A 24,642-nucleotide genomic window follows, 5' to 3' on the forward strand; every position below is an offset into this window, starting at 1 on the left:
TAACCTTCGTAGAATATAAACTAGATTCAACTTAATTATGATTATTTAATGAAGAGAAATCAAGCCATGTTTTTGTTAAAGAGAAAGTACTATAACGACCACACAAAGTAAGGAGCTATCCAGAAGTTATATACAAACTAAAGTATAGTATGAAGGTTTTTCTGGCTTCCTCTCCCGCCATAAATGGTGAGGCTTTCCTCATTTTGTAAATAAAATATAATTTATTTTATATATGTATTACTTTAAATCTAACCCTCTCTAATATAATATGATGAGCTGGGTTCCAGGCAAAGAGTGGATTGAAAAAAGCAATGTTTATCAATACATGATTTCCAGGAATATTCCCGATTTAGAGAAATTCCTTGAGTTCACATACAATGAGGCTTTTTGGGATGATTTTGTAAAAAACGTATTGAGTTTAAAATTTGAAAAACCCTATACGAAAACATTAGACCTAAGCAAAGGTAAACAATGGGCTAAATGGTTTGTAGACGGGAAAATTAATATCGCGGATCAGCTAGAGGAAAGTTCAAAACCCTTGGTAAGGTGGATGAACGAAAGAGGTGAAAGTAAGACATTAACGTACAATCAAGTATTATATGAATCAAAGGCTGTTTCCTCATGGCTCAAAAGAAGATATAAAAAGGGAGATAGAATTGGCATATATTTACCAATGATACCTGAAATAATTCCCATTTTCTTAGGGATTATCAGGGCAGGAATGATCGTAGTCCCACTTTTCTCAGGTTTTGGAAAGGAACCAATAAGAGTAAGACTTGAAGACAGTGAAATGAAAGCTATATTCACTACAGATCTAACCACAAGAAAAGATAAAGAAATAAATCCGACTGAAAACCTAGAGGACTTTCAAGTAGATAAAATAGTAGTAGAAAGGGGAGGTAAGGCAAAGGTAAACTACATTTCGTATGATGAAGTTAAAAAGACAGCTGGTGATGGCTTAGAGAAGACCGAATCTGAGGATCCTCTAATGATAATTTACACTAGTGGTACGACTGGAAAACCTAAAGGCTGTGTTCACGTACATATGGGATTTCCAATAAAGGCTGCAGCTGATATCTATTTCCAGTTCGATATGAAGAATGGTGAATTACTTACATGGATCACTGACCTAGGGTGGATGATGGGACCATGGTTAATATTTGGTGGAATACTCTTACGTGGTCAAATAGGTCTATATGAAGGCTATCCAGGATTTGACCAAATTTCACATTTCACTGAAGATTTTAAACCCGGTATTTTAGGACTTTCAGCTAGCCTTGTTAGATCATTTAAAGGAAGGGAAGGAAAGCTTCAAGTTAGACTTGCAGGAAATACTGGAGAGCCTATAGATCCAGAGAGCTGGAATTACCTGTATAGACTTATCGACCATAACCCAATAATCAACTACTCAGGAGGAACAGAAATTTCAGGTGGAATATTGGGAAACTACGTGATAAAGGAAATCAAAGCGTCGTCGTTTAATGGTCCTTCTCCAGGTACAAAAGCTGATGTTTTCGATGAGTCTGGGAAAAGAGCATCGCCAAATACTGAGGGGGAGTTAGTGGTTCTGTCTGTTTGGCCAGGGATGACGAGAGGATTCTGGAGAGATGAGAAGAGATATTTAGAGACATATTGGAGCAGATGGGACAATGTTTGGGTTCATGGTGACTTGGCTTACTACGACAGCCATGGATATTTTTACATTGTAGGTAGAAGCGATGATACAATAAAAGTTTCGGGAAAAAGAGTGGGTCCTGCTGAAATAGAGTCTGTGATCAATGCCCACCAGAAGGTGTTAGAATCAGCCTGTGTTGGGATCCCTGATCCATTGAAAGGAGAGAAAATAATCTGCTTTACGGTAACTAAGGAAGAGATTAATGAGAACGAGTTAATCAACTTCGCTCAGGATAAACTAGGAAAAGCCTTTTCTCCAGACCGAATATTTCTTGTTAAGGAACTGCCTAAGACTAGAAATGCAAAGATTATGAGAAGGCTACTGAGGGCTATAATTCTCGATAAGCCACTAGGAGATATATCGTCATTAGAAAACCCAAGTGCAGTTGAGGAAATCAGGAAAGTAGTTAAAGGCTAATATATTACACTACCCAATAATTAAAGTATGAAACTGGATGAAAATGAAATAAAAAGGAGATTAGGGGAAATCGAGGGATGGAGTTATGAAAATAATAAACTTAAGAAGACATTCAAGTTTAAGAATTTCTACGAGTCTGTGGAATTTGTAAGGAAGATACAACCTATTGCAGATGAGATGGACCATCACCCTGACCTATGTGTGTATTATAATAGGGTTGTACTAGAGCTTTCGACTCACAGTGAGGGTGGAGTTACAGAAAAAGATTTTGAATTAGCTAAGAAAATAAATAAAATTCAATGATAAGCGATAATCTTATTTTGTTTGATATCCATCAGAATTTTTTGTGAGACTTTTAGAACCCTTCAAAATAGCAGATGTTGAGCTAAAGAACAGGGTAGTAATGTCACCAATGATAACAAATTTCGGTACACCTGAGGGATATCCAACAGAGACTCACATAAGATACTTTGTCAGGAGATCTTCACTTGGACTACTGATAACTGAGTACACATACGTGAATAAAACAGACGCTAGAGGTTCACCCAATGAATTAGGACTATATACAGACGAATTTATTCCGAAATTCGCAAGACTGACAGAGGCAGTTCACAATCATGATACTAAGATATTTGTACAATTAGTCCACGTGGGAAGAAAGACTAGGAAAGCCTTAATATGGGGTAATAGTCCAGTTGCACCTTCCAACATACCATTAATTGATCCCGTAAGGGAAATGACAAAAGACGACATAAACAGAGTTATAGATGACTTCGTAAAGGCTGCAGAGAGAGCTGAAAAGAGCGGTTTCGATGGGATAGAACTACACGGAGCCCATGGATATCTAATTGCACAATTCCTCTCTCCGGCTACAAATAAAAGGGAAGATGAATACAGGGATGGAGTGAAATTTCTGGAGGAGATAATTAAGGAAGTTAAAAGAGTTGTTTCGATACCTGTAGGATTGAGAATTTCAGCAACTGAGTTCGATCCTCAAGGATTAAATCCTGAGACTGTTGGAAAGATCGCCAAGAGAGTTGAGAATTTATTAGATTATCTTCACTTGTCTGCGGGAAGGGACGGACCGTTAGGGGGCTCATCTTCATTTTATTATAAGGAGCCAAGCTATCTTGAAGAGGCTAAAGTAATCAGAAATCAGTTCGGAAAAACACTATTGGTTGCCGGTTCAATCCTGACAGTTGATGATGCAGAAAAAGTACTAGAGTTCGCAGATGCAGCAGTGTTAGCTAGACAAATTCTTGCTGATCCAGATTGGCTAATAAAGGTAAAGGATGGTGGAAACATAAGACCTTGTATAAGATGTAACCAGCTATGCAGGCTAATGGCTACGAGAGAAGTGAGATGCGACGTAAACCCTGAACTCGGTTGGGAACCTGTGGAGTTGAGAAAAGGGGAAGGAGAAGTGAACATAGTGGGTGGAGGAGTTACAGGACTAGAGATGGCGAGAGTTTTAGCGAAAAGAGGTTTTGAGGTTAAACTATATGAAAAAGATAGCAAATTAGGTGGGCAACTCAACGAATATAAAGATCCTTTCAAGAAAGCCTCCTTCATAAAGCTATTAGAATACTATGAGAAAGAACTAAAGAGGTTAGGAGTAAAAGTTTATCTCAACTCTTACATTAAATCCATTGATGGTCATACGATATTTGCGGTACCCTCTCAAAGGCAACCTATATATCAAGAGTATAAGGGAGAAGTAATATTAGTGGACTCCAATTTGTACGCCTATCAAGACTACATATTTGAGTGGGCAAAGCAAAACGAGGTCTATATTACAAGGAATTTATTCAAGGGGCTCGATAGAAATCGTGGTTATTTATTGGAAGAGAAATACAAAGAAATAGGAGTGAGGGAATGGGATAACAGAACTAAGCCAACAGTTCACATCCATGATGTAAGAAATAGTCAACAGTCCATAGGTCAATCCATATCTAAAGCATTCTGGTATGCTGTGGAATACGATAACAGTAGAAAGTAATCCTCTTAACTGGAACCGATATTTTTACATTCTCCTCATTAAGAACTGATATTATGAAGCTGGAATCAGATTGTAAGCCAACTTTTAACTTAATTCTAAAGTTATAAGACAGTGTATAGAGTATTCATGAAATCAGAGCTTAGTTCACTTTACACTTTACCGTATTAAGATCAATTGAAAAAATCCATCTCAAATATAACGTATAATTTCTTCAACCCTCAACTGATTATGGGTAAAAAAAGTAGTAATTTAAAAATAAAAATAAAACTTTTTATTATGGCAAAGGGTTTAGTTAACTAATAGTATTTTCGTATAAAGAGAAGAGGTTGGGAGAATGAAAGGGTATTACATGTATCCAGATATAAGAAATGATTTTGTGGCTTTTACAACTGATGACGATGTATGGCTTATGTCACTGAAAGACATGAGACCGATTAGAGTTACGACTGACACTGGTGTTTCCATAAAACCCAAGATTAGCCCAGACGGTAAAAGGATAGCCTTTACTACATTATGGTTGAGGAGCGGAAAGCAAGGTGCTGATGTATTTATTGTAGAGGACGGTAGGTCCAAAAGGGTGACATATTTTAACCGACCAACCACATGGGTTGCAGGCTGGCTATCAGATAAGGAGATAATGGTAATAACAGATTACCATACACCATTTAACGCGTGGACAGAGGCTTACAAAGTAAATGTAAATGATGAGAGTTATGAACCTCTTCCATATGGAATAGTTTCAAATATTTCAATAAAAAATGAGACTATTGTAATAGCCAGAGGATATCAAGATTTACCCTTCTGGAAAGGATACAGAGGAGGAACCAAAGGGGAACTATGGATATCCTTTGATGCTGGAGAAACTTTCAAGAAATTTCTCAGCCTAAATGGAATAATTAGCCACCCCATGATATTAAATGACAGAGTCTACTTCTTGTCGGATCACGAGAGTGTAAGTAACCTTTACTCAGTGGACATGCAGGGGGAGAACTTGCTAAAACACACTAACTTCTCAGATTATTACTGTAGAAATGCCAGCTCGGATGGAAAAAGGATTGTGTTCCAGAGAGCTGGAGATATTTACTTGTTTGACCCACAGACTAATAACACTATTAAGCTCGAAATCGAGGTATTCACAGAGAGGAAGAAAAAGAGACCAAAATTTGTTTCAACTATGGAATACTTAACCGATGTAGATGTTAATCAGAATTACATTGGGCTAATAGTCAGAGGTAAACCTTTTATCATGAGACCATGGGAAGGTCCTGTAGTACAATTAGGTGAAAAGCAGGGGGTAAAATACAGGGAATTACAGTTTCTATCAAATGAGGATATTGCTGTTGTAGATAGTAATGAAAATAAACTGTTGATTTTATCAAAGGACGGAAAGATAAAGCAAAAAGTAGAAAAGGATTTTGGTAGAATCGAAAAAATCAAAGCGTCTCCAGATGGTAAAAAGCTCCTAATATCGAACAACAGACTAGAATTATGGTTATATGACTTAGAATCGAAAAAGGAAAAACTTATAGATAAAAGTTCTTATGGGATAATTCGTGAGTTTGATTGGCACCCTACAGGTGAGTGGTTTAGCTACGCATTCCCTGAGGGATTTAGAACCCAGTCCATAAAGATAGCTAACGTATCAGGAAATATTATAAGAGTAACTAGCCCTTATGCGTTTGACTTTTCGCCTTCTTTTGACCCAGATGGAAAATTCCTTTACTTCTTATCGGCTAGAACTCTTGACCCTAGTTCAGACAAATTTATATTTAACATGAGCTTTCAGCGTGTAATAAAGCCTTACTTAGTGGTTTTAAGTAAAGCCTACTCCCCATTTAATCAACCACTTGAAGAAGTAAAACATGATAAAAATGTTGACCCTGAAGGTATTCAGTATAGGGTTATACCATTCCCAGTAGAGGAAGACAACTATGTAAAAATTAGCGGAGCTAAATCAAACAAGGTATTACTGTACTCGCAACCCATAAGAGGGCAACTAAATCCACAAGAGGATACTTTAGGAAAAATTGAGATATTCGATATTGAAATCAAATCGAAAGAGGTCTTTGCTGAGAACGTAAGAAACTTCGTTATAACCAAGGACGGTTCGAAGGTTCTACTAGTTTTCAAAGACAGTATTAGACTCGTTAATGCTACTACGAAGCCAGATTTAAGCACACAGGGAATAAAGGGAGGAGTAGTTGATACAACTAGAATTAAGGTACTTGTAGACCCAGAGAAGGAATGGAGACAAATGTTATTTGAAACATGGAAATTGATGAAGGAGAACTACTGGAGTGCAGAAAAATTGCAGGGATGGGATAGCGTTCTAGATAAGTATGAAAAACTTCTAGATAGAGTAAGCACTAGATACGAGCTTTCTGATGTATTAAAAGAAATGCAGGGAGAAACTAAAACCTCCCACTCGTATGAGACTCCATATGATTTTGAGACCGCAGAACCATTAGTGATAGGAGGTTTAGGTGCAGAATTTAACTATGATGAACAAAGGGAATGCTTCAAAATAGTCAAGATATACTCTGGTGATCCAACAAATGAAGGAGAAAGAAGTCCATTAAAAGATCCAGGTGTAGAACTAAACGAAGGAGATTGCATTTACAGTATTGATGGGGAAAAGGTAAGAAAGGGAAGTATAAATTCACATTTCATAAATAAAGATCAAGCTATCCTTGAGGTTCTAACCAGTGACGGGAAAAATAGAACCGTAAGTGTAAGGTTAATGAAAGATGAGAAGTATCTAATGTATCGTCATTGGGTGGAGAAAAACAGGGAGTACGTACATAAGATGAGTGACGGAAAATTAGGATATGTCCATGTACCTGATATGATGTATCAAGGCTTTGCCGAATTCTTCAGATTGTTTATATCTGAGTTTTATAGACAAGGTCTGATAGTGGACGTGAGGTTTAACAGGGGAGGATTCATTTCAGGTTTAATATTACAAAGATTATTACTAAGGAGAGAAGGATATGATGTGCCTAGAAATGGCGAACGTATTCCGTTCCCCTATTTGTCTTCTCCTAAAGTAATAGTAGCTGTGACTAATGAAAATGCAGGCTCTGATGGGGATATATTCTCTTACCTATTCAAAAAGTATAAGATAGGTATATTAATAGGTAGAAGGACATGGGGTGGAGTTATAGGAATAAGCCCACGTCATCTATTAGTCGATAAAACAGTTGTTACACAGCCTGAATTTGCTGCAATTTTTGATGAAGTAGGATTAGGTATAGAAAATTACGGTGTGGACCCAGATATAGAGGTAGATAATTATCCGCAGGACTATAGGACAGGAAAGGACAGGCAATTAGATAAAGCAATAGAGATTGCGCTTAAACAAATGAATACCTAAGGGAAATCGAACAACAATCTCATTTTTATGGATGTTATGTACGTTAGTTTGTATTTTTTTCTTTAAGTTCAATTCTTATTCAGTTCATATCAATAAAATTAAGTTAATGTATCTACATACACTCTTATTATTTCCCATTTCACAACAGTAAGTTACTACAAAAGTTTCTCATTATTCTAAATTTTTAATTGGATAAAGTTACTATAAATCAAAATATTTAAGAGAAAAAAGCAGATATTATAGTATATGCTGGAGACTATTGATTTGACAAAAATTTACGGGGATGGCACTAAGGCGCTGGATAATCTGAACTTCAAAAGTAATGTTAAAGTCCTCTCCGTTTTAGGAAGAAATGGTGCAGGAAAAACAACATTGGTACGAATACTTTCGACTCAACTTTTACCTACAAGTGGGACAGCGAGGATAAATGGTTTAGACATAGTTAAGGAAGCCAAAAAAGTAAGAAAATTAATTTCGTCCATACCCCAAGAAGCTAGACCTGTTGGTATGTCGTCTCCCTATGAACACTTGTTGATGTACCTCACCGCCAGAGGAATGTCCATCAGTGAAGCAAGAGAGATATCTAGAAAGACACTTAAAGATATAGGTTTATGGGAGGTAAGAGACAAACCTACTGATGAACTTTCGGGGGGAATGAAAAGGAAAATATTCGTTGCTATGGCTATAGCTTCAAATGCTGAACTCATTTTCTTAGATGAGCCAACTGTAGGCTTAGATCCTTACTCAAGAACTGAGGTATGGTCAATACTGAAAGAGGCAGACTCTAAGCTTGTTTTAACGACACATTACATGGAGGAAGCTGAGGAACTCTCTGATGAAATTGTACTAATACATAAAGGGAAACTTATTTCTAAAGGAACAGTTGAGGATCTCTTGAGCAAGTTCAAGGATAAGGTAAGAGTAGAGGGAACTGGTGAAATAAAAGTTGGTAAGATGAAGATAAGCTACGTAGATAGAAAAGAGGCTGAAACGTATATAGGGAAATACATAGTTAAACCTATAACGCTAGAGGATCTTTTCATAATCTATGCAGGTGAAGGACTTGAAGATTAAATTTATCCTGTCTTTTGCTCTGTTTTATGGAGTAGCCCCTGTAAAAAGAGGAACTATATACGTTGTAACCTATATGATTACTCCATTAGCGGAACTTTTCCTAATTTATGTTGTAACAAGAGGGGCATTAATCGGATACGCGATAATGGGGGGATTAGTGGCAATTGTTGCAGGAAATGGAATATCTTTTCTTGCAGATTTTGCATTTCTAAGGCTAGAGACTAAAATTCAAGATTTGTTAGTAGCCACAGAAGTCACACCCACAGAGTATATTTTGGGGCTAATGCTCTCTAACTTGATTTTCTCGATACCAGGGATAGCACTGTATATTGTTTTAGCTGTTTTGTATAGGTTAGTGAACATTCTAAATATACTTCCAATAGTTTTAGTTCTTGTATTGTTACTACTAACAACCTCCTCTATAGGCTTCTTAATAGGAAGTTTCATTCCACATATTAGGTACTCCTGGGGACTGGGTTCAATATTGTCCATATTACTTACAGTCCTACCGCCAGTATTTTACCCATATTTCCTTATACCTAAAACAGCATTTTATGCCATATTTCCAATACCAACTACTTTAGGTGCAATGATCCTACAGGACTTAACAGGACTAATACACCTATCTTCAAATGTCTTATACGGTAGTATAGCATTATTAATTGTGGAGACTGTGATATTTTACTACTTGTCAAGAAGGTTCAGCAGATGGGTTAGTGCTTAAGTGTTTTACCTCATATTTTATGAAAACGTAACCACATATAGGACAACTTTTTGTTATAGTTTTTCCCTCTCGACTCACCTTTATTTCAACTACCTTCTTACACTTTGGGCATTCTCTCCTTGCCATGACCACTGAATTATATGGAAATTACTTATAAAGTGTGAGACAGCTACGCGTATGAATCTGACTTCCTCCCCGCCCTAAAGGGCGAGGCTTTCCTCCTTACGTAAAACAGGGATATATCCTGGGAATCTGATGAAAATATCAGTAGTTGTGGATTAACTTATCCTTTTTGGGATGTCCCTCCTAGAGAACAAGTAGAGTGAAATAACGAATGGAATTAACGTATAGACAACTATAGATAATACAGCGACCCAAGCATTTCCTTGAATAGGGAACATATCTATGAACTGTGTTATGTTAGATAAAGGTGATGATGATAAAAGAATGAAAGGAAGCTGAGTAGACCCCCAGGATGGTAGATACGTTGCTATACTCTCATAGGAAGTATTATTAGTTAGAAAGCTGATGAATAATAACACGTCTGACACTAGTATACTGCCAATAAGTGTAAAACTAGAAATTATAAAAGATAGACTGCTTCTTCTCAGAATTTCTCCTACACTAAAAGAGATACAGAAGAAGACTAACGAGGAGAAAATGACCGATATAATAGTTATCCAAAAATATTCTAAATATTCCTGAACTCCAAATAATGTATATGAGAGAAAGAGAGATAGTATAACCATCAAAACGTAGATCACGACCAGTAGTGAGAAAGAACCTAACCACTTCTGGATGTAGAACTGAAGCCTCGTTATGGGTTTTGTCAAAAAGAAGTCCACAGTACCCTGTTCATATTCCTCGGACATAGAGCCTGAAGCAATAGAAATAGCTAAAAAATGTAGAAGTAAATCCTGGGGTAAAAGCGTACCTATAGCCCATGTGTATGGATAGATGGGGATTAAATAAGTTCTAACTGTTTGAGAGGGCACAAGATATAATGCCAAGTAGACTGCTATTTCGAATATAAAAGAGATCGTGATAAGTACTATCACCTTTCTCCTCCCTATGGCTCTTCTCCACTCGTAAAACAAGACATCAAGCATTACTCACAGCCCTCTCATATGCCCTCTCTATATCATTGTCCAAGTAGAACGATTTAACCCTTACTCCATTAAGCACTAATTCCTTTAACAAATCCTCTCTCTTATCTTCTCTCAATTTAACATAATACTTCTCGCCATCTGCAGTATACTCCTCCACATAGGAGAGTTTATCTAAAATTTCCTTTGCGTTATTATCTGCTTCGATTATGACTCTGATTCCTAAAAATTTCTTTATAAGCTCTTCTGTAGATCCTTCAAACATTTTGTTACCTTTATTTATAAGGATTAACCTATCTGCTATTTTCTTAACTTCCTCCAGATCATGAGAAGTCATTAGTATTAACGTCCCACTTTTCTTAAGCTTATTCAGGAGGCTTCTTACATTAAGGTTAAATATGGGGTCTATTCCGATGTTTGGCTCATCCATAATTAGAATTTCAGGATTTCCTAACAGTGCCTCTGCAATAGCAATTCTCTGTACCATTCCTTTACTGTACTTGGAAATCTGCTTATCAGCATTTTCCACCATTCCTATTACTCCCAGAAGCTCATCGACCTCGTCTTTTCTAGCCCCTTTTATGTTTGCTGATAAAAGTAGAACTTGTCTACCTGTAAGAAATGGTGGCAAATTAGGTAATTCTTGAACGTAACCCAGTCTGGAGAAAACTGACTTATCCTTAAACGGATCCTTACCAAATATTTCAATCTTTCCTCCACTGGGTCTGATTAAGGCTAAGACTATCCTTACAAAAGTTGTTTTCCCCGCACCATTAGGTCCCAGTAATGTCACTATTTCGCCTCTTGTAATAGTCAAAGAGAAATTGTTAAGTACTACTCTGTTACCATATTTTTTAGTTATACCCTCTGAAACTATCATTAATATAATGTTATAAAGGAGTCAATTTAAATTAGTATCTAAAGCTTTTATTCTTTTGTAATGATGTTTAAATCATGACTCGATTAGTTTGGATGATAGGTGGACCCCAAGGACTAGGTGTAGACACTTCAGCTAATGTCTTCAGTAATGCTATAGCAAGAGCTGGATATTACTTGTTTGGAAATAGAGAATATTACTCTAATATTAAGGGAAGGCACAGTTATTTCGAAGTAGTCTTTGACGAGAAACCTGTTAGAAGCATCTCTTCCTATACCAACATATTAGCTACGTTCGACGCTGAAACTCTATTTCAACACTTCACTGAGGTTACCGATTTCGTCATATATGGAACCGACTATGCTACAACCAATATAGATATGGTTAAATCAATGGAACCAGAAATGGCTGAGCAGATTAAGCAATTATTGAGCGAAAACAAAATGGGTTACACAATTAAAGACGTTATAACCTACCTTAAGAATAAGGGAATTAAAGTAATTGAGCTTGATTACCTAGATATCCTTAAGAAAATAGCTGCTGAGCTTAAAGTCCAAGTCTCTGTTGTTGAAAGAGCTAAAAACATGGCAGCAGTAGGGGCTTCCATTGGACTCCTTGGACTTCCATTTGATATACTCGAAAACACAATATCCTCCATCTTTAGAAACGATTTATTCGTCAAAATGAATGTTATGGCTGCAAAGATTGGCTATAACACCGTTAATAACACTTATCATTTAGAAGTGATCAATAACGTAAAGCCAAGAATTCAGATAGATGGGAATACAATAGCTGCAATGGGCAAAATAGCAGGTGGATTAAGATTCCAATCCTATTACCCTATTACGCCAGCCTCAGATGAGAGCGTCTACATTGAGGCAAACCAAAACGTGGATATGATAGTTGAAGGTAATGAGCTTAGAAAAGGAGGAGTAGTGGTAGTACAGGCAGAAGACGAGTTAGCTGCAATTAATATGGCAATTGGAGCAGCACTTACTGGAGCAAGAACATCAACCGCGACGTCAGGACCAGGTTTTTCTCTGATGGCTGAAGGACTCAGTTGGGCAGGAATGAATGAAGTCCCAGTGGTAGTGACTTATTACATGAGAGGAGCTCCTTCAACTGGCTTACCAACAAGGTCTGGTCAAGCTGATCTCAAATTTGCACTTAACGCCGGACATGGTGAATTTCCTAGAATAGTAATAGCATCTGGTGACCATCATGAGATATTTTGGGACTCAATATGGGCTCTGAATTTAGCAGAGAGATATCAGACTCCTGTTATTCATATTATAGAAAAAGCCCTCGCCAATGCGTACTCACTTATTGACGAGGACTCAATAAAAGGACAAATAAAAATTGATAGAGGTAAACTTGTAAAGCAAGTTGGAGATAGGTTTAACAGGTTCCAGCCCAGTGATGACGGAATATCTCCTAGGGTATTCTTAGGACAATCAAGTATATTCTACACTGGTGATGAGCATAATGAGGAAGGGCATATTACCGAAAATAGTCTAAACAGGACTAAAATGCATGAAAAGAGAATGAAAAAGCTTGAAACTGCAGATAATGAAATTCCTGAAGAATTGAGGGTTAATGTAGTTGGGGATGCTGATATTGTGTTAATAACATGGGGATCACCAAAAGGTGCGATATTAGATGCCATGAGTGAGCTTGAGAAAGATGGAATTAAAACAATGATGGTTCAGGTGAAGATGTTTAATCCATATCCAACCAAGTTGGTGAAGAAGTTGTTGGAAGGAAAGAGTAAGATAGTTGCAGTGGAGAACAACTATCAAGCACAGGGTGCGGAAGTTTTAGCTGAAAAGACTGGAATATTTGCGACTAACTATGTCCTCAAATGGTCCGGTAGACCAATTACAAGAGAAGAAATAATTAATAGTATTAAAGTCATAGTAGAAAAGAATGAAAAGAAGGTGGTGTTGACAGGTGGAGCGTAAACCAGTTTTTAATGATTGGTGCCCAGGCTGTGGAAACTTTGGAATACTTAGAGCAGAGGAAATGGCAATCCAAGAACTGGGTGTTGATTTCAAAAAAGTAGTATTAGTTTCAGGAATAGGTTGTTCAGGTAAAATGCCACATTTCGTGAATCTTCCTGTAGGAGGAGTTCACACTTTACACGGTAGAGCATTAGCTTTCGCTACTGGAATTAAATTAGCAAATCCGTCCTTAGAAGTTATAGTGAATGTTGGAGATGGTGACGGATTAGGAATTGGTATGGGACACTTTGTGCACTTAGGCAGAAGAAATATCGACATTACATTAATAGTACATGATAACGGAGTTTACGGATTAACAAAAGGGCAAGCTGCACCAACTTTAGAGAGAGGAATTAAGACTAAGTCACTACCAAAGCCCAACATAAATGACGCAGTAAACCCACTAGCCGTAGCTCTTTCTGCAGGCTATACTTTTATAGCCAGAGCTTACGCTTACGACGTGATTCATCTAAAGGAAGTTATAAAAAGAGCTATAAAGCATAAAGGCAGTGCAATAATAGATGTATTTCAACCTTGCCCAACCTATAATGATATAAACACCAAGGAGTGGTACGATAAGAGGGTTTACAAGCTGGACAAAGACCCAACATGGGACCCTGTGGTAAGAAAAGAAGAAGAAAAACAGAGTAAGTTCGAAAAAGCCCTGTTAAAAAGTATGGAATTTGGAGAAAAAATACCCATAGGAGTCTTTTACGAGAATGAACTAGTACCAACATTCGAAGAAAGACTTGAAAGTAACATTCCTAACTATAGGGAATTCCACCCAGCAGCTCAACCAATCGAAATAGATGGAATTGCAACTACAAGAATAGATGAATTAATAAAAGCTAAAAGGATTTAATTAGAAATACCTACAATCATAAACTTTCTAGTTTTTTTATCCTCTACAACTTTCCCTTCTTCTGCTAACTCATATAATGCCTTTCTTATCTTCTCGTCGCTAGCTAAATTAGTCAATATACTGTGAATTTCCTTTACATCCATTGGTTTCTCCTTAAGGAGGTCTAATATTACTTGCTTTAACTCGTCTTCCTCTGGTGCTATAACAACAGTTAGATCGTCATCGTCGTAAACTACCTCTAGCTTCTCTTCAATCTCTTTCCTCTTCTTGTCTTCCTTTATTACTCCAACACTACTCATATATACAACACCTTCCATATTTATAATTAACATTCCCAAATATAAACTTTTGTTAAGTCAATTAAAGCGGTTTAAATCACTATAAACAACATGGTTATACCTACTAGATCTTATTATTACTTAAGTAGTAGTCACTACAATTTACCAAGTCTACCCTTGTCCTTCAGATCCAAGTACTCGTAAACTAGGGATACAAAATCTTGATCGGGTCTAATCTCCCTCTCTACCACATACATTATTGTTGACAACTCCAATGATGTCAACGCATATAACAACAAATATAGTCCCGTGGGCTTATGTAAAAGAATACACATTCCTCCTCTATATACATACAAGGACAGAACTCTCCCCTCAACTTTGTCCACTAAACCTGTATCTGTAGGTTTAATATCTGTAATTTTATCCTCCCAACTTGCCAAAAGTATACTCACATCATCGTCTTTTCCCCCCGATAACTTTACAAACTCCTTAATGACCTCCATATTAGTTATTTATCTTGGTTAGCAAATATATCTTGTGAAAGTTGGAGTAACAGATGAAGGAGAGTTTGTCAAGAGTATTGGGAAATTCTTTGACGAGATAGTAGTATTATCAGCTGGTGATAGAGTAATAAAGGAGAGACCAGACGTTGTGATACACACTTACGAAATACCTTATGATGAGGCAAATTCCAGCAAAGCCTTAGCGTGGAACATTAATACGTGGCATGCAATAAATATAGCCAGAAGTGCAAATAAGATTGGAATCACAAACGTATATCTGTCAACGTTTCTACTATTTGACGGTAAAAAAGGGTACTATAGTGAAACTTCTACACCCACACCTCTAAACTATTACGGACTAACAAAACTTGTTGGTGAATCGGGAATAATGTCACTGGGTAACTATCTAATCATCAGGCTAGGACTAGTGACATCTTTTAACTACCACAGTATAGCCTACTATTTATACAAAGCTTCCCTAAAGAAGAGAATAATTAAGTGTAATACAAATTTCTATGTATCGCCTATAACATTAAATGAAGCGTCTGAAATCACAGCTGGTCTAATAAAGAAGGGTATCAAAGGAGTAGTGAATGTTGCGGGAAAGAGAAGGAGTATGTTTGAAGTATGTAGGGATATAGGAGAATCCATGGATGTGGAAGTCATTCCATTTGAAGGTAAGTATTTTGACTTCTCTCTTGACACATGGCTATTAAAGAGCTTGGGCTTCAATCCTAGGAGCTAGTCTCTCCTTCTTCAAAGTTATATCAATCTCCGTTACAAAAGTCTGTAGGTAAAAGTCAACTCTTGGAAACTTAACTCTCACTGCATAACTTCTCATCATCTCTACGGCATTAAATAAATGCTCAGATTCACCTGTATAGAGGAATTTAGTTATCTCTATACCTAATTTTCTTGGCATTCTAAAGCCACTCTTATAGAGTAACCTAATTAACAAAACTAGTGATTCACTAGATCTACTCAATAGCTCACTAAAGCTTTTCGATTCACGAATGGAATATACAGCATCAATATACTTATTCTCCAATTTTTCTATTCTCACACAGTATAGTCAGCTCGGTTACTTAAATAAGTTTGTCAAATTGGATAGTATGAGTTTAGAACTTCTCCTCAGTAGAGTATTATTCTATGTAGAGAAAGGTTACCCATTACCTGTAGCGTTTAAAAGAGCCAAAAACTTTGGAGGGTATAGAAAAATAAACTATAATGAAGCTTATGAATTAAGTAAAAAATTAATATTATCCTATTACTCGTTAACTTTTAAGACCAGAAGAAAAAAAGTAAAAGAATTCCTCAGAGGTAAATACGAGGTTAAATTCCCAGAATGGATGGAAATACAGTTGAGTAAGATCTATGATGTAAATTCATTAAAATACTGGTTAATGAATAAACAAAAATTTACATGGTTCAGAGTAAATACATTAATAGCAGACGAGGAGAAGGTGATTAAGAACCTCAATGACAAAGGAGTTGATGTGGAAAAAGATAATGACATTCCCTATGCGTATAAAACTTTAGATAACATAACTAACACGACAGAATTTAAGGAAAACAAAATTATTGTACAGGACAAGGCGAGTATGGCAGTGGTAGAGGCACTAAAACCAGAACCCAATGACCATATATTGGACCTAGCCTCAGCTCCAGGTATAAAGGTCTCACAGATTATGCAACTTACCGAAAATAAGGCAAAACTAATTGTAGCTGATGTGGACAAAGAAAGGCTTGAGAAGGAAAGGCTACTATTTAAAAAGTTCGGTGTAAATGTTGATAGATTAGAGCTCTTGCTGGTAGACTCTTCATCTCTTGCCATCAAAAGGAAAGTAAACAAAGTTCTACTAGATGCGCCATGCTCTTCTTCAGGTGCCATTTGGAATGAACCAACAATTCTCCTGAGACTAACTAGGGAAAAAGTTTTACATTATGCAGACCAGCAAAGGAAACTATTGAATAATGCGGTTAAACTTGGGGATGAAGTCATTTATGCTACATGTTCAATGTTTATGGAAGAGGGAGAACTTATAGTAAATGATTATACTACACAGAGACCATTAAGCTTCGGTCTCGATGTCAAAAACGGAGTCAGATTTGTTCCTTATCTTCATGATACAGAAGGGTTCTTCATAACTAAATTATCAGTCTGAAATCCATTTCCGTAGCTCTTCAAATATTCCTTTCAACTTCACTCCTTTATCCGTTAGCTCATACTTTACTCTAAAAGGTCTATCTCCTATGACTTTCCTGTAGACGATACCACTTTCCTCCAGATCCTTTAACGTCTTGGAGAGAGTCTTGGAATTTAATTTAGTTAACCTGATAAGTTCATTGAAACCTTTCCCTTCGTCAAAAAGATAATAAAGTACAATTAACTTATTTTCACTACCAATAAGTCTTATAGCCTTTATCACTGGACATACTTCGTCAGACTTCATATTTACATCTATCTTAATCATTCATTTAAGCTTATAATACCTATAAGTAAATGTCTTTGCACTAAAGACACTAAACCTTTCAGACTTTTTACACGCAACGACGTATAAGTTATTTTATACTGTGTAACTAGATTTAGGATTAGTTGAATCTATTAAAATTTTATATTTAGTTATTTTCATATACAATTATTATCAAAATTCTAATTACTTGTATACATTTGTAAGATTTTATACAATTAGTATTCACTACATTATAAAACCGTAAAACAATAAAACTCTTAAGACTATTTTCTCTCTTGATAAAATGTAATATGTAGATATAAGTGGAAGATAATAGTTAATTTTATAAGTTTGTAATAGTTTGTATAATAAGATTACCATGATATCACGTTATAGATATGATAAACGAAGGATCAGAGCACTTTCCGGTGCAATAGTGGCTTTAATTTTGGTAATAGCAGGAGTCATAATAGCTACTGCAGTAGTCCTGTTTGCGTTTGGTCTGATCCCAGCCATATCTAATCAAGGTAGTGCACAGGTAGTTGGAACTGGTGCTATTGAACAGGCGGGTTCAGGTCAATACAATATAATTATAACTGTTAGAAATACAGCCTCTAATTTTAACGTCTCAGTAACTAGCATTAATATAGCTGGTATTAGCTTCACAATAAACAAGATCAATAATATAACTTACAATCCTAACAATCCTATGGAACAAGTAGGACCAGGAAAAACAGAGACATTAACCATAACTGCGACCCCCACATCATCAATAGTGTTCTCATCTGGTCAAACATACACAGCTACTGTATACTTCTCTAATGGTCTAGGTGCACCAACAACGCTAATATATCAAGGGTAAAAACATATTTAATAATTTTTTAGTTCTAAGTTTTCTCTTCCCTTCGCCCGTTTTACACATTTTGTTAAAACACTTTCTTACGACAGTCCAACAATATTTTTAATGCGGCCGCCGGGATTCGAACCCGGGATTGCTGGCTCTCCTCCCTGACTGATGGAAGGCCAGCGTCCTAATCCAGACTAGACGACGGCCGCGAGATAATTAATTGACTTGTAGGTTTAAAAAACTTTTTCCGTAAAACTTTCTTTCATCCATTTACTAATAACTCATCGAATAGACTCTGAATTAGTTTGGGCTCAACCACACTCTTTAGGGCTATCTTTAGATACTTTACAAATTCGTCACTTCCAGCTATCTCCCTGTTCTCATATGAAGCGTTCTTGCCGATTAGTTTAACTAGATTATCTATCTTTTCCTCATCCAATGTTTTCTCGCTCATCTCATAAACCTTACTTACAATCGTCTTGAGGAACATGGGATCTAATGACTTTATCCACGTCTCATATTCCTTCAATGATTGTCTAAAATTCTCTATAAACTTCTTCCTTATTATGGGGCTAACTAGTTTAACAAAGTAGTCTGGATTCCCTGTCTTTAATGCAGAAAGATTGCTAGCTATTTCTTTAGCTGAATTCAAAGACGCAGTATTTATTGAGTTCAGAACCTCATCCACTAATATCTTATCTAGATTTCCTATGTTTACTTCAATGACTTTCCTAGTATAGACAGAGAGAACTCCCAATTTGTATGTTATAAATGGACAGACTGATTTAGCCTCTCCTTCTTTCTGGGTGGTTTTGTGGGTTATTTGGTAATCAACATCAACTCCTATTTTCTTAGCCCAAGTACATCCATAAACCTTGTCCCTAACATAGGGCTTTATGACATCATATCCGAAGAAACCTTTTTTACCTCCAAACCTTGTATAAACGTAAAAACCTTCTGGGCATAGGAAGTAAATTCCCTCAGCACTGTTATTTTCAAGCAATTTTTCAATATATGCCACATCATTGCGTGCACCACTCAAATCACCAGATATGTACTTATTGAATCCACAACATACATTGTCAACAATCTTGACCCTTGGGGAGACGTCAGTGAGATTATCACCATATTTATACAGATACTCAAGAAAACCCAAGACACCTATCTCATCGTAATTAGCCATACACCCAACAAATAATAGATAAAGTGGGTATACGTTGTATTTCTCCTCTAACAATTTCTCATATTCCTTAACTTTCTCAGAAACAGGAGCTACCTTAGGCATATCGTCAAAATCCGTTACGTAGGCAGGTATTCTAACATTGGACGGAACCCTTCTCCTTCTTAATTTAGATATGGAAGTAGAAAGGTAATCCTTCAACTCGGATAACTTAGGTCCCTTGTAGTCTAAGTTGAACGTAACCCTTCTATTTTTAACTGTTATGTATAGTTTCGCATACTCTCTTCCATCTATTATCATCAAATATATAAGAGTCCTGTTTTTGTAAAGCACATCTCCTATCATAGCAAAATACCTTGTAGATAACGTAAAGGAACCAAATCTGCTCTTAGCCTGTTCAAATAAGTTCTTAGGATCAGCAAGGAATGCGATAATGCTGTTATCACTATCTCCTTCCATTTGGATAGTTTTCTTGAATTTTAGGAAGCTATTTAGAGTCAATATAACGCCAGCAGCCAATAAACCTATACCAGCCCCTAACATTGTTGGTGCTATCAAGAAAAACCCTGGTCTTGAGCGGAAAGCTATAAAAAATACTATGAGGATAATACCTACAACTACAAATAAGTAATAATAATAGTTCCTTAACCTCATGAGAGCTGACATAATCCTCCCTTAAATTTAGTTGGAATATATGAGAACCAAAAATAAAAATATTTGCATCCTAACTAATGTTAAAAATAAGATTAGGTTATACTTTAGCAACACTCATTCTTTGAACTTCCTTGATTGCTTCATCAGGTTTTATGGAGTATAATACTATATACTTCTTAACGAAGACATAGGCATCTGGTCTATCTAATATCTGCTTTATATCAGATAACATTTTAAGGTAATTCGCCCTTCTCTTTATCTCATCTCCTACAATATCTAAGTTAAGTCCAATCTCCTCAATTCTACTCTTTAATACCTCACTCTTACTTAAATCAAATGTATGAGAATCATTATTAGGATCCCAACTACCAACTTTCTTTAGCTTGTTATATGAAACAACTTCATCGACTTCCACAACTCTTCTCTTGAACGAGAGACCAAATGGTATTCTCCTAACAGTTAAAACAACATTCATCATGGGAATCCAATCCCTGGGTATGTTTAGGGGCTCATTCATTAACCTCTTTATTGCAGACTCTGGGTCATATGCGTGGAAAGTAGTAGCTCCACCGTGTCCAGTACTTAAAGCCTGGAACAGTACATAGGACTCTTCTCCTCTAATCTCACCAACAGTTATTATGTCAGGTCTATATCTCAGCGATAACTTAAGTAAGTCCATTAGCGTAATCTCCTTTCCGAGAGCACCAAATACTGGTCTAGTGTAAAGCTGGACCCAATTGTCCCTAGCTAACTTCAACTCTGGTATATCTTCTATGCTAACTATCTTCATGGTATCCTTAACCAAGTTCAATAGTGCGTTTAGTACAGTGGTCTTTCCTGCTCCAGTAGTACCTATCACCATGAACGACATCTTCAAATCTATAGCATACCATAAGTATGCAACTAAATCTGCTGAGATCACGCCTTGCTTTATTAAGTGTAATACAGTTATTGGGCTCTCTGAGAATCTCCTTATCACAAACGAAGTACCCTTCGCGCTGACCTCTCTTCCGTATGTAGCTGCTATTCTATCTCCTGCAGGCAACATACCGTCTGAGATAGGGCTTGCAATAGATATTGATCTTCCTGATAGCGATATATATCTCATTGTTATCTGGTTAAGGAACTCCTCTCCATCAACCTCTTCATTCAATACGGACATTCTTTTCTGAAATATTATATTAGTTGGAATATATTCATAGTCCCTGTGGTAGACATATATGGGGACATTTAGTCCATTCACAGATATATCCTCAACTTTGTAGTCGGCTAAAAGTGGTGTAAATACATTATAACCTAACAAGTTTCGTATAATATGATACAGAGCTACCCTAGCTTCAGGTTTTAAGACTGTATAATCACCACGGGAGCCCTCTATCACATAATCTCTATATATATTTGAAAAGTCCCTAATGCTAGCTCCTATGTCAAAATGCTTTCCTACGAACTGCCTTTCAAGATATTTTATAAGTAATTTATAAATAACGAACGACTTCTCCTCTAGTGGAGGTTCAACAAGAACGTACTTGTGGACTCCCTTATCATTATCAAAGTAAATAAAGACGTGGGGATTAGGAATTTTCATTTCTATGCCTGAATTATTCAGCTGATCAACTAGTTCTTTGGGAATTTGAGATAATATATCCACCTCATACTCAGACGAGATATTGAGTACTTCTTCTGGAATCCCGGTCAGAGGGTAGAGTGTAGCCGGAATCTTGTACTGAGATACCTCTTCCAAATCTTTATTAGATTTTCGAGTAAATTTACTAAGTGCCATAGTGCTTTATATATATTTAAAATTTCAAATTATATAAGCTTTTTCACCTTCTATAAGTTAACCTCGAGCTAAACAACTAGTTTATTGGAAAAGAATGAAAAAATGATTGAAAAGTTTCCAATCTCCATCTTCAAAAATTATAAAAAATATTTAACTTTATCTAGTTGTTCAGAAACTTATGTTAGAATGGAAGTTAGGCACTATTGAAATTCTTAACTCCACAAATGCGAAAATTGTAAGTGTAACCACTATCATCAGTATTATACCATGTATAAACCCTGCAGAGGCTTTACCATATCCTATTTTACCTATTAGTAAACCCGCTAGAAATGCGTTTAATATGCCCGAAATTGCAGTAATAAATATAATTTGTGGGATAGAAACTAAACCAGTGGCTATCGGTCCGTAAACAGCTATTCCAGAATTCAGCATGCTTAAAATACCACTAGCTAAAAGGAATGTAGCAATCAAGGATACCAAGACACCTGCATATGGAGTAGCGATAAGTGGTTTTACCTTACCTTGATATTCCCTCCTGACTACCAACTGACTATTTATCTGATCAGCTAGGGCTCTAACGTTGTCAGGTGTCATACTGCCAATCTCAATCATATCTGAAAGAGTGTAAAGAGCTATTCTACTGGTGAACTCATTAATCGAATCAGCACCTCTTTTAAGAGCTATCGTTAGAGGGTAGCCTAACTTCAGATAACCATCAACCTTTCTTAAAACTTCCCTGAACTTACCCATTTCCTGAGCGTCTTTCAGTCTAGTAACTATACTCTCAAAAGTAAGACCAGCCAACAGACCCTCAGATATTGCATTGAGGAACTTCACAGCATATTCCTCAAATCCACTCTTTTCTCTCATCTCCTTCTGGTAGAAAAATGCGGGAGGTGCTGAAGCTATCAATAAACCTATTAAAAGAGCAATTGATACAGGGAAGACATTCTGGAGACCACCTGAAAGAGTTATAAAGTATACTATCTGATGTTCAAATATCATTATCAGGAAAGCTACAACCAGTCCTATCGGTAATGAAATGTAAAATATCTTATATGCGCTAGACTGAGTCTCAGGGAATTTCAGTTGTAAAGAGTCTGCCATGTAGACAAAGAGTAAATTAACCATAGGTACTACCAATACTACTACAGGACCAAGAACAGTCAACAAGGAACTGGAGTTACCAACGAAAGGTAATATAGCACCCATTATCAGAACGAGATACAACATTATGTACCCAGATGACAACCAAACCACATATGATTCTGCGACTCCCTGAAGTCTATCTGAAGCTAAATTTGCTGCTAACGAAAACTGTTTAGATAGGTCCTTCAACTTTGCTTCCATAGTTTCAATCACAGGAGCCCCAGTCCTTATTGCGGTAACATAAGCTAGCATAAAGTCGTTAAATAGTTTACCCGGATTAATGTCCATAGCCTTTAACAAAGCCTGCTCAATACTCTCGCTTAAGTACTGAACTCTTCTGTTGACATAAACTACAATATCTTGGACAAACGAAAATGCCTTAGATCCCTCCAATTTCCTAAACAAGAGGACTGGAGACAGACCAGACTTAAGAAATATCACGAATAGTGTAGCAAATGAGAACGATTCAGCGTCTACCCCATTCTTTATTTTATCTATTTTCTGGGATATATCAAGAATAGATATAAGATAAGCTATGGGGGGGATTATAACTCCAAGAAACAACATAACTAATGAAAGAGCTAGATATGCTGGTAAAAGTGTAACTCTATAAAATCTAAGGAAAATTATTAGAGCAAAAGAAATAAACATAACAGCTAAGACAATACATACAAGCAAAATGAGGAACAGCCTGCTGGCGAACAGTTTAGGATCTTCGGGGTTTCTAGAAGTTAGAAGCCTCTTATCGAAATAACCAGCTAATCTTTTGACAACTGGTGTATGGTAAAATAGTAAATATATTGAAGGAATGTTAACGTTAGAGGAGGACTTCTTATCCTTACTCATCCTACTCATGTATATTCACACAGTAAAAGTATATAAATTAAGTTAAGTCTAAAACTTAAATCTATGAAAATAAGCTCATCTTTATGGCTTTAGACAGAGAATAGTATTACTTTAGGATATTCTAAATATATTTAATAACCGAATTAATTTCTACCCTTTTTACGCTTTTTTGATAGCACCCATTTCACTTAGGCTAGTAATATACGTGCTTTCAAGAAGAGAAAAAATTAAATACCAAAACCCTACTTTTAGTGTGACAATATATGAATATAGAGGTAAAGAAGAGCAAGAAAAAGAATATGAGGGCATTATCTGGCGCTATAGTAGCATTAATTCTAGTAATAGCAGGTGTCATAATAGCAATAGCAGTAGTACTATTTGCCTTCGGTCTAATACCAGGAATATCAAACCAGGGAAGTATTCAAGTTCTTGGAAGCGGTACTATAACTAATAGTACAGCAAGTGGTTCATCACGTACTATATATAATATAACAATTACAGTAAAGAATACTGGAACCACAAGTATTAGTGTAACAAGTATTAATATTAATGGACAGCCCTTCAATATAAATGGTACTGCTCCTTCTATCCCTGCCGGTAGAACACAACCTATAACTTTCGAAGTAACACCTGCTAGTGGTAAACCCAACTTCTCTCCAGGTGCATCATACACAGCTACAATTTACTTCTCTAACGGACAGGGAGCTCCAGCAACACTGATATACCAAGGATAAGATAATAAACAATATCCCATTTTTATAAGTTTTATTCTTTTTTATACTACTCCCCTAAATATTTAATTATACTATGTATAAGGAGTTTTAATTTTAGTCCATAAACATTCA

The 24,642-nt window shown here is 36.4% G+C and carries 21 protein-coding genes and 1 tRNA gene; 12 read left to right on the top strand and 10 right to left on the bottom strand.

The window, feature by feature from the left end:
- Positions 1-271 precede the first annotated feature (271 nt).
- From SACI_RS11120 to SACI_RS12125, 6 genes are all read left to right on the top strand, one after another.
- Positions 272-2,092 (top strand): AMP-binding protein, encoded by a 1,821-nt coding sequence (locus SACI_RS11120; protein WP_011279086.1) that lies wholly within the window; start codon positions 272-274, stop codon positions 2,090-2,092.
- A 27-nt stretch (positions 2,093-2,119) separates the two neighbouring features.
- The gene (locus tag SACI_RS11125) at positions 2,120-2,395 is read left to right on the top strand and encodes a 4a-hydroxytetrahydrobiopterin dehydratase (protein WP_011279087.1); all 276 of its coding nucleotides are present in this window, start codon (positions 2,120-2,122) and stop codon (positions 2,393-2,395) included.
- Between the two features lie 43 nt (positions 2,396-2,438).
- Positions 2,439-4,091 carry an NAD(P)-binding protein gene (locus SACI_RS11130; protein WP_011279088.1) on the top strand — a complete coding sequence of 551 codons (1,653 nt, stop codon included), beginning with the start codon at positions 2,439-2,441 and terminating at the stop codon, positions 4,089-4,091.
- A 334-nt stretch (positions 4,092-4,425) separates the two neighbouring features.
- Complete coding sequence (locus SACI_RS11135) at positions 4,426-7,464, top strand: S41 family peptidase (protein WP_015385796.1); 3,039 nt, start codon at positions 4,426-4,428, stop codon at positions 7,462-7,464.
- A 246-nt stretch (positions 7,465-7,710) separates the two neighbouring features.
- Positions 7,711-8,538 (top strand): ABC transporter ATP-binding protein, encoded by an 828-nt coding sequence (locus SACI_RS11140; RefSeq protein WP_011279090.1) that lies wholly within the window; start codon positions 7,711-7,713, stop codon positions 8,536-8,538.
- Positions 8,513-9,262, top strand: coding sequence for an ABC transporter permease (locus SACI_RS12125; protein ID WP_011279091.1), 750 nt, complete (start codon positions 8,513-8,515; stop codon positions 9,260-9,262). Before SACI_RS11140 ends, SACI_RS12125 begins: the two co-directional genes overlap by 26 nt.
- Positions 9,263-9,540: 278 nt before the next feature.
- On the opposite strand, the gene SACI_RS11150 is transcribed toward SACI_RS12125, so the two are convergent.
- Both SACI_RS11150 and SACI_RS11155 read right to left on the bottom strand, forming a co-directional pair.
- The gene (locus tag SACI_RS11150; protein WP_011279092.1) at positions 9,541-10,371 is read right to left on the bottom strand and encodes an ABC transporter permease; all 831 of its coding nucleotides are present in this window, start codon (positions 10,369-10,371) and stop codon (positions 9,541-9,543) included.
- Positions 10,364-11,248 (bottom strand): ABC transporter ATP-binding protein, encoded by an 885-nt coding sequence (locus SACI_RS11155; RefSeq protein WP_011279093.1) that lies wholly within the window; start codon positions 11,246-11,248, stop codon positions 10,364-10,366. Before SACI_RS11155 ends, SACI_RS11150 begins: the two co-directional genes overlap by 8 nt.
- Before the next feature lie 92 nt (positions 11,249-11,340).
- Between SACI_RS11155 and SACI_RS11160 the strand changes: the two genes are divergently transcribed.
- The gene (locus SACI_RS11160; protein WP_011279094.1) at positions 11,341-13,206 is read left to right on the top strand and encodes a 2-oxoacid:ferredoxin oxidoreductase subunit alpha; all 1,866 of its coding nucleotides are present in this window, start codon (positions 11,341-11,343) and stop codon (positions 13,204-13,206) included.
- Positions 13,196-14,107 carry a 2-oxoacid:ferredoxin oxidoreductase subunit beta gene (locus SACI_RS11165; RefSeq protein ID WP_011279095.1) on the top strand — a complete coding sequence of 304 codons (912 nt, stop codon included), beginning with the start codon at positions 13,196-13,198 and terminating at the stop codon, positions 14,105-14,107. Before SACI_RS11160 ends, SACI_RS11165 begins: the two co-directional genes overlap by 11 nt.
- Here SACI_RS11165 and SACI_RS11170 read toward each other — a convergent pair.
- Both SACI_RS11170 and SACI_RS11175 read right to left on the bottom strand, forming a co-directional pair.
- On the bottom strand, positions 14,104-14,406 hold the full coding sequence (locus SACI_RS11170) for a hypothetical protein (RefSeq protein ID WP_024084720.1): 303 nt from the start codon (positions 14,404-14,406) through the stop codon (positions 14,104-14,106). The genes SACI_RS11165 and SACI_RS11170 overlap by 4 nt on opposite strands.
- 134 nt (positions 14,407-14,540) lie before the next feature.
- Entirely contained in the window at positions 14,541-14,888 is a 348-nt protein-coding gene (locus tag SACI_RS11175) for a hypothetical protein (protein ID WP_011279097.1), read from the bottom strand.
- A gap of 34 nt (positions 14,889-14,922) precedes the next feature.
- Between SACI_RS11175 and SACI_RS11180 the strand changes: the two genes are divergently transcribed.
- Complete coding sequence (locus SACI_RS11180) at positions 14,923-15,633, top strand: sugar nucleotide-binding protein (protein ID WP_011279098.1); 711 nt, start codon at positions 14,923-14,925, stop codon at positions 15,631-15,633.
- Here SACI_RS11180 and SACI_RS11185 read toward each other — a convergent pair.
- On the bottom strand, positions 15,601-15,951 hold the full coding sequence (locus SACI_RS11185; protein ID WP_011279099.1) for a hypothetical protein: 351 nt from the start codon (positions 15,949-15,951) through the stop codon (positions 15,601-15,603). The genes SACI_RS11180 and SACI_RS11185 overlap by 33 nt on opposite strands.
- A 49-nt stretch (positions 15,952-16,000) precedes the next feature.
- Between SACI_RS11185 and SACI_RS11190 the strand changes: the two genes are divergently transcribed.
- Positions 16,001-17,053, top strand: a complete 1,053-nt coding sequence (locus SACI_RS11190) for an RsmB/NOP family class I SAM-dependent RNA methyltransferase (protein WP_011279100.1) — start codon at positions 16,001-16,003, stop codon at positions 17,051-17,053.
- On the opposite strand, the gene SACI_RS11195 is transcribed toward SACI_RS11190, so the two are convergent.
- Positions 17,045-17,362, bottom strand: coding sequence for a winged helix-turn-helix transcriptional regulator (locus tag SACI_RS11195; protein WP_011279101.1), 318 nt, complete (start codon positions 17,360-17,362; stop codon positions 17,045-17,047). The genes SACI_RS11190 and SACI_RS11195 overlap by 9 nt on opposite strands.
- Before the next feature lie 358 nt (positions 17,363-17,720).
- Between SACI_RS11195 and SACI_RS11200 the strand changes: the two genes are divergently transcribed.
- Positions 17,721-18,203, top strand: a complete 483-nt coding sequence (locus tag SACI_RS11200) for a hypothetical protein (RefSeq protein WP_015385800.1) — start codon at positions 17,721-17,723, stop codon at positions 18,201-18,203.
- A 103-nt stretch (positions 18,204-18,306) separates the two neighbouring features.
- Here the strand turns inward: SACI_RS11200 and SACI_RS11205 are convergent.
- From SACI_RS11205 to SACI_RS11220, 4 genes are all read right to left on the bottom strand, one after another.
- Positions 18,307-18,397 (bottom strand) — tRNA-Gly (locus tag SACI_RS11205).
- Positions 18,398-18,450: 53 nt separating this feature from the next.
- Positions 18,451-20,034, bottom strand: coding sequence for a hypothetical protein (locus SACI_RS11210; protein ID WP_011279103.1), 1,584 nt, complete (start codon positions 20,032-20,034; stop codon positions 18,451-18,453).
- Positions 20,035-20,119: 85 nt separating this feature from the next.
- Positions 20,120-21,802: a type II/IV secretion system ATPase subunit gene (locus SACI_RS11215; RefSeq protein ID WP_011279104.1), complete on the bottom strand. Its 1,683-nt coding sequence runs from the start codon at positions 21,800-21,802 to the stop codon at positions 20,120-20,122.
- A 168-nt stretch (positions 21,803-21,970) separates the two neighbouring features.
- Positions 21,971-23,797, bottom strand: coding sequence for a type II secretion system F family protein (locus SACI_RS11220; protein WP_230937901.1), 1,827 nt, complete (start codon positions 23,795-23,797; stop codon positions 21,971-21,973).
- Positions 23,798-24,060: 263 nt separating this feature from the next.
- Between SACI_RS11220 and SACI_RS12130 the strand changes: the two genes are divergently transcribed.
- Entirely contained in the window at positions 24,061-24,531 is a 471-nt protein-coding gene (locus tag SACI_RS12130; protein ID WP_011279106.1) for a hypothetical protein, read from the top strand.
- The last annotated feature ends 111 nt before the right edge of the window (positions 24,532-24,642 follow it).

It is taken from the genome of Sulfolobus acidocaldarius DSM 639, from assembly GCF_000012285.1.
Taxonomy (GTDB): domain Archaea; phylum Thermoproteota; class Thermoprotei_A; order Sulfolobales; family Sulfolobaceae; genus Sulfolobus; species Sulfolobus acidocaldarius.